This is a genomic window from Paenibacillus sp. NPDC058898 (assembly GCF_049316025.1).
Taxonomy (GTDB): domain Bacteria; phylum Bacillota; class Bacilli; order Paenibacillales; family Paenibacillaceae; genus Paenibacillus_AQ.
This window is the reverse complement of sequence record NZ_JBMOSM010000006.1, coordinates 402847-415955: the sequence shown is the minus strand read 5'-3', so window position 1 is coordinate 415955 and position 13109 is coordinate 402847. Positions and strand designations below refer to the sequence as shown.

The 13109-nt window shown below is 52.9% G+C and carries 14 protein-coding genes; 1 reads left to right on the top strand and 13 read right to left on the bottom strand.

What is annotated here, in order from left to right:
• Positions 1-93: 93 nt before the first annotated feature.
• The 8 genes from ACOZB4_RS19085 to ACOZB4_RS19050 form a co-directional block, all read right to left on the bottom strand.
• Entirely contained in the window at positions 94-1800 is a 1707-nt protein-coding gene (locus ACOZB4_RS19085; protein WP_379412631.1) for an amylo-alpha-1,6-glucosidase, read from the bottom strand.
• Between the two features lie 276 nt (positions 1801-2076).
• Positions 2077-2769 (bottom strand): YqeB family protein, encoded by a 693-nt coding sequence (locus ACOZB4_RS19080; RefSeq protein ID WP_422759601.1) that lies wholly within the window; start codon positions 2767-2769, stop codon positions 2077-2079.
• Entirely contained in the window at positions 2744-3361 is a 618-nt protein-coding gene (locus ACOZB4_RS19075; protein WP_379412626.1) for a TetR/AcrR family transcriptional regulator, read from the bottom strand. The genes ACOZB4_RS19080 and ACOZB4_RS19075 overlap by 26 nt, the downstream gene beginning before the upstream one ends.
• 168 nt (positions 3362-3529) lie before the next feature.
• Complete coding sequence (locus tag ACOZB4_RS19070) at positions 3530-3727, bottom strand: hypothetical protein (RefSeq protein ID WP_379412623.1); 198 nt, start codon at positions 3725-3727, stop codon at positions 3530-3532.
• Between the two features lie 21 nt (positions 3728-3748).
• Positions 3749-4957 (bottom strand): hypothetical protein, encoded by a 1209-nt coding sequence (locus tag ACOZB4_RS19065; protein WP_379412620.1) that lies wholly within the window; start codon positions 4955-4957, stop codon positions 3749-3751.
• Positions 4954-5421: an RNA polymerase sigma factor gene (locus ACOZB4_RS19060; protein ID WP_422759600.1), complete on the bottom strand. Its 468-nt coding sequence runs from the start codon at positions 5419-5421 to the stop codon at positions 4954-4956. Before ACOZB4_RS19060 ends, ACOZB4_RS19065 begins: the two co-directional genes overlap by 4 nt.
• Positions 5422-5631: 210 nt before the next feature.
• Entirely contained in the window at positions 5632-6627 is a 996-nt protein-coding gene (locus ACOZB4_RS19055) for an NAD-dependent epimerase/dehydratase family protein (RefSeq protein ID WP_379412949.1), read from the bottom strand.
• A gap of 130 nt (positions 6628-6757) precedes the next feature.
• A complete protein-coding gene (locus ACOZB4_RS19050) occupies positions 6758-7276 on the bottom strand; it encodes a TetR/AcrR family transcriptional regulator (protein ID WP_113060294.1) in 519 nt (172 codons plus the stop codon).
• 246 nt (positions 7277-7522) lie between these two features.
• Between ACOZB4_RS19050 and ACOZB4_RS19045 the strand changes: the two genes are divergently transcribed.
• On the top strand, positions 7523-7993 hold the full coding sequence (locus ACOZB4_RS19045) for a DinB family protein (protein ID WP_379412608.1): 471 nt from the start codon (positions 7523-7525) through the stop codon (positions 7991-7993).
• 124 nt (positions 7994-8117) lie between these two features.
• Here the strand turns inward: ACOZB4_RS19045 and ACOZB4_RS19040 are convergent, their stop codons facing one another.
• The 5 genes from ACOZB4_RS19040 to ACOZB4_RS19020 form a co-directional block, all read right to left on the bottom strand.
• On the bottom strand, positions 8118-8849 hold the full coding sequence (locus ACOZB4_RS19040) for a nucleoside phosphorylase (protein WP_379412605.1): 732 nt from the start codon (positions 8847-8849) through the stop codon (positions 8118-8120).
• Position 8850: 1 nt separating this feature from the next.
• Positions 8851-9525: a sulfite oxidase-like oxidoreductase gene (locus tag ACOZB4_RS19035; protein ID WP_379412602.1), complete on the bottom strand. Its 675-nt coding sequence runs from the start codon at positions 9523-9525 to the stop codon at positions 8851-8853.
• Positions 9526-9617: 92 nt separating this feature from the next.
• On the bottom strand, positions 9618-10541 hold the full coding sequence (locus tag ACOZB4_RS19030) for an ABC transporter permease (protein ID WP_379412600.1): 924 nt from the start codon (positions 10539-10541) through the stop codon (positions 9618-9620).
• Positions 10525-11592: an ABC transporter permease gene (locus ACOZB4_RS19025; protein WP_098742271.1), complete on the bottom strand. Its 1068-nt coding sequence runs from the start codon at positions 11590-11592 to the stop codon at positions 10525-10527. The genes ACOZB4_RS19030 and ACOZB4_RS19025 overlap by 17 nt, the downstream gene beginning before the upstream one ends.
• On the bottom strand, positions 11592-13085 hold the full coding sequence (locus ACOZB4_RS19020) for an ABC transporter ATP-binding protein (protein WP_379412597.1): 1494 nt from the start codon (positions 13083-13085) through the stop codon (positions 11592-11594). Before ACOZB4_RS19020 ends, ACOZB4_RS19025 begins: the two co-directional genes overlap by 1 nt.
• Positions 13086-13109: the final 24 nt, after the last annotated feature.

Here is a 13109-nt window from a genome sequence, read left to right as displayed (position 1 = left end):
CGTCCCTAGCTTCATCCAACTGAAGCGTTTTGAAAAAACGCACATCGGAAGCATAAGCTTCGGTGCTGAAAATCGACCTTTTTGAACACGCACTTATAGGGTGTATTCATGTCCAAGAATCAAAAATACACTGGAGGTCCAGGTGAACGCCCGATCACGAAGCCCCGCACCGGTCAGGGCATCAAAATTCTCGGCCATGCCGCTGAGACTGACCATCCGGCAGTACCGCTGCGCAATCTCCGTCGCCAGCTCCATATCGCCGGCTGCTGCCACCCCTTCGACCAGCAGCATCGTGGAGGGAGCCCAGATCGGCCCGCGCCAATATCCGTCCGCCTTATAATAGCGGCTGCTTACGCTCTCGGTAGCCCAGCCGTTGCTTGTCAGGAATCGGCTTTCATCCCGAAGTCCTTCCAGTAGAGCCTTGCGAATAAACTCGGGAAGGCGTCTTCCCAGCAGGATGGGAACGAACAGCAGCAAGCTGTCTCCCTCGGATACCTCATGCGTTCCCGAGCGGCAGGCCGTGAACCGGCCATCCTTCCAGAAGTGTCGAATCAAACGCTCCAGCGTTTCGTCCGCTCTCTGTCTCCATTGGCTCGACTCCTCGGTCAGGCCCAGCAAACCTGCGATTTCGGCCAGCGTCTCCATCTGAATAATGAGATAGGCGGCAAGATCAGGGCTCTCGACGGGAATGCCGTTATTAAACGCCGTGCTGTTGTCCCAGCCTGAATCGTTGCCGTGATTATACTGGGGAATGCCGTCGCCGTCATGGTCCCGGTGCGTGAACCACCACTCCGTCCATTTGGATAACGGGCCATAGACCTCGCGCAGTTGGGTCTCCTTAATGAAATCGGTCCGACGCATCATCCAGGCCAGTGTCCAGCCGTGAATCGGTGGTTTGTTGCAATTCCAAAGCTCGTATTTATCGTTCACGAAGTCAGGGATCAGGCCGCTCTCATCCTGCCGGTCAAAAAAGATCATGAACTGATCCCAGGCCAGCTCCGGCTGATGCCGCACGAGGGCCATCGCGTTAAAGCAGTTGTCCCAGCTCCAGATGTTGGTCATCCAATTCTTGGACATATACATGGCTGGGCGGGTCAGACAGCCTTCGGCCGGAACCACGCAGGACCAGGTAATATAGGCCGCGAGCTCCCTTGCCTCCTGCCACCGCTCAGAGACGGTAAGGGTGTTGTTCAGCCATGCGGCATAATCTTCCCGGACGCTATGAACCGCCTCGTCGAAGGACTCCCATTCCTTGCGCGGGGTCATGACGGTCATGAACTCCTCTACCGCAAATTCCGCCATATTAGTTAACGCGTCCACGGAGAAGTCGGCGGTCACCCGCGAGCTCTTGATCTCGTTCCATTCGACCTCCATGCCCATCTGGCCTGCAAGCCGGGTTAGCATGAAGCGGCAGCCATGCGTGAAGCTGTTCACCTCCCAGCTGTCCGGATGGGTCTCATAGGCGTAATCATACGCTGCTGGAAAAAAGGTAAGCCGGATGCCGCAGCCTTCCGAGCGGAATCGGACGGTCCGGGAGTCCGATAAACAAATGTCCGCATGGCCCTCCGAATCGGAGGCCGTTAGCCTGATTTTGTCGGGTGATGCAACAGGTTCAAACGGAACCGGCTCGCTCTGCCGGTTTAGCAGCTCTATCAGAAACGCCTCGCCAAACTTGTCATCTCCTCCGCGGACGGTTCGCAGGTAAAGTCCTGGTCTGCGGTCCTTTGCCGCGGGCAGGAGGGAAATTGCCAAGAAGGACTCTCTTCGGCTGAAAGGTACGATATTCAGATCAAAATTCATAAGACATCTCCTTCGCTGAGGTATCGCTTTCATTGTAAGACTTCTCATGGGAAGAGAGGACTGCCGGATGTCTTGCCGATAGAGGGATATTGTTTGCCGCAGGCTCGCTTGAGCGAGAGAGGTGTCATTTTGTTCGATAAGAGGGGGGACAAATGTCATGGCAACCAACAGTGACGCAAGATCCTATAAAAAACCGCCGATGATCGCGACATCGGCGAAAGGCGTGATAAGTGTGTAGCGTATGATCGGGGCAATTACGACTGCTTCCTAAGGCCGTTAGGGCCGGCGGCCGTGCTGCCGCCAATACTGTCTTTTTCCGTCATCCCGTACCGTAATTCCCAGCTTCGATAGTTCCCGGCGCAAATCGGCTGCATCCTCTTTTTCCTCGTTCTCCATCGCCTTCTCCCGTGCCAGGAAGAGCGCGTTCAGGCCGGGCGTCAGTTCCGGCGAACCGGCAACCCATCGTACATATTGATCGGCGAACGGATCGCGGTCTCTCCAGGAGTAACCGTGCCGCTTGAAGGCTTCGTCCAAGGCATCCCGCTTGGCTTCGGGTTTCTCCCGGTAGAGTTCCTGCCCCTCAGTGCCCAGCAGGACCAACTGCTTGCCATCCAGAAAGACCGCAGAAACCTCGTCTCTCGTAAACGTTTGTTCGGCATCATGCATGCGGAGTCTGATCTCTTGATCCGACAGGCGAACGGCAAGGCTTTCTTTAATGGCAATGTGGGAGAGTACCATGCCCGCAAGCAAGCCCAGAATAGCGGTTACGATGACGACCCAAGGTCCTTGTATAGATGCGATTAACTCCAGCGGTCCTTGAAAAGGCACCCAGGCGAGGCCCGTTGCCCAATCCGCGATGGCAGGTATAAACCAGCCGACAACCGCGCCTAATAACGGCGGTACCGCCCAAATCAGGATCCGGTCAGAAGCCGATAATCCAAGGTCACTGTATTCCATCCCGTGATTCAAGTATATCCGCTCCTTTCCTAAGGGTACTGTTCACCGCTTCCCTCCATATCGCTTGGTAATCCAATCGAATCTCCATCATGATATAACTCGTGATATTATCAATGACCAGTGCCAGAACATACGCTTTGGAATCTGCATTCTGCCGCTCAATGATCCCGAAGTCTGCTCCTAACCGCATCAGTTCCCGAAAGCCGTCCAGGAACGATTGCTGCATAGCTATCACCCGCTGGCCGTAATTGGCACTCCGATTTGCGGTCAGCATGAACTCATTCAATAGGCGCATGACCGGCACAAAAGCCTCTTCCTCCTCCGGAAACATGCGCAATCCCCCTTGGTACAGCTTCTCCGCGAAGTTGTGCTCGTTCATTTCGGTCAGGGAGAAATAATGATCGAAATGATAATCGCTGAACATATAATCAAAGACGCGCTCCACCAGTTCATCCTTGGATGCAAAATGGTAGTAGATCGACGGTTTCGTAATACCCACCTCGCCGGCAATCATCGCAAGGCTGGTCTTCTCGATGCCATGAACCGCAAACAATCCGATGGCGGCCTCAACGATCTGCTGCGAGGTTAAGTCTTTCTTTTTCAACGTATGATCCCACTCCTTTTTTAACTACCGATAGGTAGAATTTTAAATCTAAGAATGGGAAGTGTCAATATTTTTTAACTATCGGTAGTTAAAAATAAAAAAATCGCCGACGCTTATCGCATCGACGATTCGTATAGATTCGTTTGGTGCCATAACCGGCTCAACCGATTAGAGCATTCTTCTTCCCATCATGATGATGGTATTAAGCAGCGACTTCCACTTTCCATCGACTGTACGTGCAGTCGTTGCGGTGTTGGCCGCTTCATTGCGTTTAGATCGCAATTTCGTTGCCATCCTGCATCGTTCCAATTCCTGACGGAGATCGCGAACATGCTGTTTGGCAATATCTTCATTATTGATATTCATGGTTTCATTCCTCATTTCTTTTTATAGCGACAACATTCCGACATTACCAATACCTGCAAGCGCCTCTTCCGTCCCCTTCACTATGATACTTCCATTGTTTACTCGAAGGTAAGGGTACAAAATGCCTTTAATTCTTTTTTCCCCTACAACGACTTCGCCGAAAAGATCCAGGGAGGACAGCGAAGCCTTAATGTCTTCCTCAGTCACGTCATCGTCAAAGGTCAGCGTCCCGTCAACGATAAAGCTAGCCGGCTGCCCCAAAGCCAGCAGTTGATCCCTCGACCAGGTCTCCTCGCCGTTGATGAAAACAAAGAGCCGCTCATAACTTACGATTTCCGTGTTCAGGTTGGGACAGCGCTCCCAGACCAAATCCTCGATCTCCTCGCTGCAAATGATGAACGAAGTCGACTGTATCTCTGACAAGGCCTGGCTGAAGGCATCCCGGGTCACGTCCGCCTCGAGAATGAGCGGCTTATTTGTGTAGAGCTTATGGTCTTTAAAGCGCCGAGCGGTTCTCGCGTTTAGCCTTACGGGTTTGGTTACATATTCGAAACCTGCCGGGATCACCTCGACCAAGCCGTTTATCGTTTTCAATTTTTCATAGAAATAAGGAGATTGATGTTCATGAATAACCGCCTTGCCGTTAACGCGGATACTTTCAATTCGGGCCGTGAACTGCTCCATATCCAGTTCCTTATCCAGTTGAACTATGCCGTTCAACACCAGCTCCATGGGCTCTTTGCTGGAGGCCAGATACGCACTATTCAATTGAACCTTCCCGGACTCGAACCTGGGCTCGTATTGATACGCGTGTATTTCCGCGCTGGCTCCTCCCGCTTTGATCAACGCAGCGGTAACAGCTCCGGCCAGATGCCGGGGAGCATAGACCTGGCCGTTGACCACCAGGTGCAGCGTACCGTTCTGGAATACTTCAAGAGATACTTCTTTATCGATAATGACCGTGCCGTTAACGAACACGCGGTCCGGCTGCTCCAGAAGCTGAAAATATTCCTCGTCCAATCGCAGCGTACCGCTGTAATAACGGTGCCCCTCCGGAATTTCAAGCGTCTTGCCGATATTGCCTGCATTTTTCAACAGCGTGAGCAGGTGTGCCGTCTCTGCCCGGTAGATCACAAGTCCCACGTTTCCGATCCGTTCGATACTTGTTACGGTTTCCTCCGTTGCCTGCGTAAGATCCAACATCCCTACATTCTCGATTATTCTGCTCATTTCATATCTTCCTCCCATAGTTTTCTCAATTTTTTAATGGCAGTTTGCAATTTGTACCGAACCGTGGCTGCCGGCATGCCCAGTTGCTCACCAATTTCCTGGCTGGACATCCCGAGCCAAAAGCGCTTAAACACGATATCGCTTTGCGATTGCGGCAAACGGGCGAGCCATTCCGTCATTTCAATATTGCGGCTTGAAACGGGGAGCTCGGCGACGTCCAGATCATCCTCCCACGATACGAGCCGCTTCTCCCGGCGGCTAATATCGATCATGCGATTTTTGACGACTCTGAAGAACCAGGCCTTTTGCTTGTGAAGGGGCAGATCTGCCAGGTTCGGCTCCTTGATGGCCTTCATAAAGGCATCCTGGACCAGATCATCCGCTTCATAAGCATGCTTGGCAATGGATCTGGCATAACGCCGGACATCGTCCTTCAGATTTTCATAGAGATCACATACTTCCATTAGCCAACCTCTCACTTTTCGTTTTGTCTTTTCTGTTAATATAACGTTTGGGCAAATGAAACTGATGGATATTCTCGAAATTTTTTTCGAGCCCATAAAAAAAACACGCCAACCGTCTACGCAGTCAGCGTGTATGCCTCTATTTAATCCTAATCAATATTATTGATTGATCAATTACTACTTTTCGTAAAAAACATCTGTAATGTAGCGTTATATCATGGCTGCACTACCCTTTGCGTCTTCAGCTTCTCGAGCACTTTTGCCCATTAAACTCCTCATCGTTGCCGTAATTGCCTGCTCATGGGGCGTCCATTGAATCGGGCCTATCAAGCGTTCATATTTTTCACCGCTCAGCACCAGAGGCTCCTCGGTCAAATACAGCATCTCAACCACCTCTTTCATCACAGGATTGAATAATCCAATCAAAGATAGCCCAATTCGTCCCAGCGGCATCACAGTCTTGCGCTTTCCGGCAGCCTGCTGCGCAATCCGCACCAGCTCATGGCCTGAAATAACGCCCGGTCCGGGGATATGCCAGTTCTGCCCATAGGACTCCTCTCTTGTTGCAATCTCCACAATCATCCGCGCAGCATCCGGCAAATAGACGTACTCACGGGGAACGCTCATATTGCCGATGAAAGCGGTCGGTTTGCCTGCCGCAATAGCTTCCATTGTGACGGATAGGTAAGATGCCTGCGCAGAAGGACCGTAATAGTCGGGAAGCCGTACGATAAGAGGTTTTGCCTTATGCCAACGCGACGAGAATATCAATTGCTCGTAGGCCAATCTCACTTTGCCCTTGCGGGTATGCGGTTTTTTGGGATGATCCTCCGTCGCCTTTTCCATTAAGCGCCTGCCATAAGGATAGATTCCATCAACGACAACAACCTTTGCACCCAGCTTCTCTGCTGCTGTCATAACCGATTCACCCAGCGGCAGCAGCCTGGACTCCATCTCGTGATAGGGAATGTTGGCACTGTGAAAAATAACGTCCGCTCCTTCCCCGGCTCTTAGAATATCCTCGGGTTTAAACGCATCTCCAATTTCCAGCGTAAGCAGAGGAGAATGGTCCAACTGCTCCGCCAGCTCATTCAGCTTCGTCGAGGAGCGGCCGAAGGCCACCGTTTGGACCCCACGCTTTACCAGCTCCACGGTTAATGGAGCTCCTACCCCACCTGTTGCACCCAAAACAATCGCTTTTTTCATCATCAATCTCTCCCTTATCCCATATCGTTATTGATTGACCAATTACAATTTCTTTTAAAAAAATGCCCTTCTTCCACCGCGCACTACCCATACGGTACGCGGTGTGGCACAAAACGCGCCTGGACATGATCTATCTTATAGGCATCATATTCGGCATATCCATCGCCATGGCTACATTGCACAGCATGCCCCGGGCCAGAAAATCGGAGGTTTTCTTATCGGCATCCTCAAACCCCGCTCGCACAAAGGCATTCTCCACGAGATCCTTCACCTCATTCATTCCCTGCTGCATCGCTTCGCGGATCGGCGCTTCCTGAATCGTCTGTGCCTGCATCTGGAGCAGGATCTCACTGCGATGCGACTGCACAATCCCTTCGTAGGCCTGAATCAAACCCAACTCCAGATTCTCTGGAGAAGCGGATTCGATCACCGCTTGAAATGCCTTCACGATGCGCTCCCAGGAAACAGCCAGCGATTCCACGAGCAGTGACTCCTTGGTAAAGAACCGATAGACGTAAGGCTGGGATATCGCTGCCCGTTCGGCAACCTGAGCCGTGGTCGCGCGATAATATCCGATCTCTGCAAACACTTCGATGGCTGCCGCCACGATATCATTCCGCCGATTCGCGGAGGTTGACGCTCTAGCCATTTCTACCGCCCTCCTTCACTCATCTTGTTTTATTATTGATTGACCAATCACTAATTGAACTTAGTATATACGGCCTCCTTTCTTTTTGCAACTGCTTTTTTCCAAAATGATCAAATACAACATCTGGCTATAACTTGCGCATCGGGAAGGAATCCGCTATTACTTATCGAACTGTTTTATGAACCGTGAATAAGGCAGGCGCATATTTAAACACTTTATTCTGCAATCGATCAAGGAGGATGAATCATGAGTCATGAAGGTCAACAGCAATTCGAACGATGGCATAGACACCGTACGGTCTTGTTGCAACTGCTGCAGGACGTAAAGAGCGAGCATTTGGATTATAAACCGTGGGAGAACGCCTATACCTTGGGTGCATTAGCTGTTCATATTGCGGCGTCCTCGGATATGTTCCTGCGCTCCATTGCAAAAGGCTCGTTCTCTCCGCCTTCGATTTCCACCGAGTACGAAACCATCGATGACATTAGAAATATCGTGCAGGCTTCGACCGAATCGTCTACGGCGGTTTTTAATGAATTGTCCGACTTCCTGCTGGAGCAGCCGCTGGACTTTAACGGGTTCGTTGTCCCAGGAAAAGTGTGGCTGGGCAACATGGTCGATCACGAAATCCACCATAAAGGGCAATTATTCACTTACGTGCGGGCTGTCGGAATCGAAAAGGTTCCCTTCTTCACGGTCCAGCCGCCAAAGCGGTAACGATAGGTACTGCTGGAGTTGCTGCTGCAAATCTCTAATGCTCCCCCCAGATTCATCATACTCAAAACAAGCAAGCCGGATTTCCTGCAGCTTGCTCTCAGGTAATCCGGCTTGCTTGCCCTTACTAACCCTGCTTCGCCAGTTTCACCACAGCCTGCAAGGCCGTGTTAATCTCGCGTTCCACCGCGTCGGCGACCACATTCGTGTTCGGGTCGTACTCAGCCGCGAGATCGGCGTCAGCAAAGCCGTCCATCGCGACAATCGCGCCGGCGCGAACGCCGCGAATCGCCGCAACGACGTACAGCGCCGCAATTTCCATCTCTACGCCAAGCGCTCCCGCTGCTTTGTACTTTTGGTGCGGTACTTCTTCAACGCCGTTAAAGAACACGTCCAGGGTTACAGTAATCCCCTTACGCACCACGCCCTCACCGATCGCAATGGCGGATTCGTACAGCGCTTCCGCTACCTGGCTGTCCGCAACTGCCGGAAAGCCGTCTGGCACCAGCTGTTTCGTCAGGCCATCCGTACGGATCGCCGCGGTGCTGACAACAAGGCTTCCCGCAGGGGTATCCGCCCGATACGATCCGGCCGTGCCCACGCGAATCAGGGTCTTTGCCCCCGCGCGGATCAGCTCCTCGAAGCAAACCGCAGCTCCCGGACAACCAACGCCGTGGCTGGTTACCGCAAGCTCGACGCCTTCATACGTCCCCACGAAGGTGCGGTATTCCCGGCTGAACGCGAGTTCGCGCGCGTTTGTAAGCTTGCGGGAAATGGTCTCCGCACGCTTCGGATCGCCGCAGACAATCACAAATTCAGGTATATCCTCTGAGTTCACTTGCAAAATAGGCATCAACATATTAGTCAAACTCCTTATGTGTCCATTCGTCTTCAGGTATATCCAGTGCCTCGCCGCTAAACCGTTCTTCCTTGAACGGGTCCGCTTCATTGTGGAAACCGTTGCGTTCCCAGAAGCCTGGGCGGTCTTCCTTCATAAACTCAATGCCGCGCAGCCATTTGGCGCTATTCCAGAAGTAGCGATGCGGCACAACCGTGCGCAGCGGCCAGCCATGCTTGTCCGTCAGCGGCTCGCCGTTAAAGCGATAGGCCAGCAGCACATCGTCCTTGAGCAGATCCTCGATAGGTACATTCGTATCATAATCCGGATCGGCATGAAACATGACGTATTTGGCATCCGGCTTGATCTTCAGCCCCGCCAGGAAATCCCGGAACAGGACCCCCTCCCAAACCGTATCGAATTTGGACCAGCGGGTGACACAGTGAATATCGGTATTCACGGTCACCGTTGGCAGCCCCATGATATCTTCATAAGAAAATGTCCGTTCCTCTTCGACTTCGCCGAATACCTTGAGCGTCCACTCCGACATGTCGTAATGAGGAACCTCCCCTTCGTGCAAAATGGGGAATTTCTCGGTCAGCGTCTGCCCCGGCGGCAGCTTGGCACGCTGCTCCTCGGTCAGGTTGCCCACCGCCACCGGCTTCATTTTTTTCAATCGCTCTGCTTTTTTGTGCACCAAGTTCATCTCCTTTACGCTTTGTCGGCTTTCGCATCCGCTGATCGTCTAAGATGGCGAATTCACTTGTTGTCACGGCGCAGCATGCGCACCTATCTGGAGCTTGAGCCCTGCTTCAGTGCATCCTGCTGGAAGCTTTTGTCCTTAAAGAAGAACATCGCCAGAATCGTGACGACATAAGGCAGCATCTGCGTGAAATGCGTAGGCAGCGCCAGCCCCTGGAACCTTATGCTGAGCGCATCCATAAAGCCAAACAGGAGGCTTGCGGCCGTTACTCCAAGCGGACCCGATTGGCCCAGCATCGTGGCTACGAGCGCAATAAAGCCGCGTCCAGCCGTCATGCCTTCCGTAAACATCGTCACCTGGCCAAGCGACAGCTGCGCACCGGCAAGCGCACACAACACACCGCTCGCCAGCACGGCTCCATACTGATACCGTCTTACACGGATGCCCACGCTTTTGGCAGCGAGCGGATTCTCGCCAGCAGCCAGGAACCGGAAGCCGCTCTTCGTGCGATAGAAATAATACCACATGAGGCCCGCAATCAAAAACGACAGATAGACAAGCGGCGTCAAACCCGCCAGTATCGGACCGATCACCGGAATATCCTCGATAATCGGAATGTTCCATTTCGGCAGCCCAACCATCGTATTGTCATAAAATGCACCTTTTACATCAAAAATAGCCCGTAAACTAAATGTGGTCAATCCAGCCGCCAACGCATTCATCGCGATACCGACCACGATGACGTTCGCCTGCAGATTGATGCTGAGATAAGCAAATATAAAAGAGAATATCGAAACGATCACAATCGCGAACAAAATCGCATAAAAGACGTTGCCGAGGAAGTGGTTCCCCACCACGGCGGAAAAAGCGCCAAGCAGCATAAAGCCTTCCAAACCGACGTTGAACAGTCCGACGCGCGAACACAGGGCACCGCCGAGGGCCGCAAGCAAGATCGGAGTGAGCACCCGGAGGGCCGAGTTGATTAAAGCAAGATCAAACAGCTGTTCCATCGGATTTGTTCCCCTTTCTGCGCTTCAGGAAGCTGTAAGTGAATCGGGCGGAGATAAACAGAATCAGCACGGCTTGGATAATCGCTCCTACCTCAAGCGGCACTTCCGTATTCCGTTCCACGCCCATACCGCCTGTCTGCAGCGCGGCCAAAAAGATCGAGGCAATCAGCGTGCCGATCGGATGCGATCCTGCCAACAATGCAGCCATAATGCCCGTCCAGGCATAGTCGGCCGTAGATAATGCGCCATCAATATAGCGATACTGGGAGCCCAGAATTTCAACGGCGCCACCAAGACCGGCCAAGCCGCCGCTGAAGAACATGGCGCCAAGCATCATCGGTCCGCGCTTAACGCCGCCAAACAGAGCAAACAGCGGATTGCCGCCAAGCATACGTACCTCGTAACCGATCACGGAGCGCTTCAACAGCACAAATATAATCAACGCGGCCAGCACCGCGAGCACAAAGCCTACATGCAGCGGCATGCCGGAGATTAGCTTCGGCAGCCAGACGCTGTTATCCAGCATTTCAGATTGCGCCATCGCAGCTGAACCCGAGCGGTCCTTCAGCGGATAGGCGACCAGATAACCCGCAAACAACACGGCCACATAGTTCAGCAGCAGCGTAGAGATCAGCAAGTTCACCCGGAACCTGGAATCAAAATATCCGGCCATCACGGACCACAATCCACCTGCAACAATACCGGCAAGAATTGCAACGATACACACCAGCCAGCCCGGGCCCGGCATGTACAATCCGACCAATGCGGCAGAAAGCGCGCCAAACACCATCTGACCTTCCGCGCCAAGGTTAAAGAACCCTGCACGGAATGCAAACGCCGCACCCAGACCAATCAGAATAATCGGAGTCGCCCGGGACAACGTATTCGTGAAGAAATACATGCCCCCAAAGGCACCCTTCCACATCTCCGCGTAAGTCTGCAGGATATCGCCACCAGCAATCATGATGGCAATGGCTCCGGCGAGCAGCCCTACAATGATGGCCGCAATCGGCTGGAGCAGCGGAAGCGTAAATTTTGTCCATTTATTCATTACAAGGTTCCTCCCGCCATCAGCAGTCCCAATTTCTCTTCTGTCGCTTCCTTCGCTGACAGTTCGCCTGCGATCCGGCCTTCAAACATAACCAGAACCCGGTCGGACAGCTTCAAAATTTCCGTTAATTCCGACGATACCAGTAGAATTCCCGTCCCCTCTTCACGCCGCTTAAGCAGCTCGCCGTGGATCGTCTCCATGGCTCCGATGTCGACGCCGCGCGTCGGTTCGGCAGCGATCAGGAACGGGGTTCCCTGTTCCAGTTCCCGTGCGACGATCAGCTTCTGCAGATTACCGCCGGATAAATATTGCGTGCTGGTCTCCAGGGAGCCCGTCTTGATGGAGAACTTCTGAACCCATCCGGAAACTAACGAACGAATGTCCTTCAGATTAAGGAAGCCGCCATTCTGCAAGCGGCGGTGGTGCCCCATAAGCCCGGTATCCATCACGGTTGCCGTTCGATTAGCACCCCATACATAGCGATCCTCCGGAATATGGGCTAATCCGTGCTCCCGTATTGCTCTTGTCGACATGCCGGTTACGTCCTTGCCCGAAACGGCAATCCGCCCGTTGTCCGGCTGAGCCAGACCGGAAATCACCTGCAGCAGTTCGGACTGCCCGTTGCCGGAAATACCGGCAATCCCGACAACTTCGCCCGCACGGACTTCAAGATTCACTTCGTCCAGAACCGGCTTTCCTTTCGTTCCGCGGATCGAAACGTCCGAGACTTCCAGCACCTTCTCACCCGGCGTGATCGGCTTGCGATCTAGTTCTATCAGTTCGCGGCCGACCATGAGACGGGAAAGCTGATGGGCATCGGTATTCCCCTTCTCCACAACGCCCGTGACGGCGCCGTCACGAAGCACCGTGATGCGATCGGCCACATCAAGGACCTCGTTCAATTTATGACTTATCAGAATAAAGCTCTTTCCCTGTTTGGAGAGCTGTTTAATGGCATCCAGGAGCTCCTGTACCTCGAGCGGCGTCAGCACGCCCGTTGGCTCATCCAATATAATGATTTCGGCGCCCTGATACAGCACCTTCAAGATTTCAACCCGCTGCTGCACGCCAGGCGCGCTGCTGCTTACGATTGCGCGGGGATCCACCTTCATTCCGTATTGATCACAAAGCCCCTCAACAATCTTCACGCCTTGCTTGCGGTCAAACCTGGCACCTGATCCCGGCTCATTGCCGATCACGATATTCTCAGCGATTGTAAACGTAGGAAACAGCATGAAGTGCTGGTGCACCATACCGATGCCGCCCTGAATCGCGCCCTCCGGGCTTGCAAACGAAACTTCCTTGCCATTCAGCCGAATCGTACCCGAGGTTGGCTGCTCCATCCCGTACAATATCCGCATCAGCGTTGTTTTGCCTGCACCATTCTCCCCGACGATCGCATGAACTTCACCCGCACGCAGCGAAAAATCAATGCCGCGGTTTGCGCTAAACTCGCCATACTTTTTCGTAATATTGTCCATCTGGAGTAGCATCGAGTCATGCCTTCCTTTCGCTTC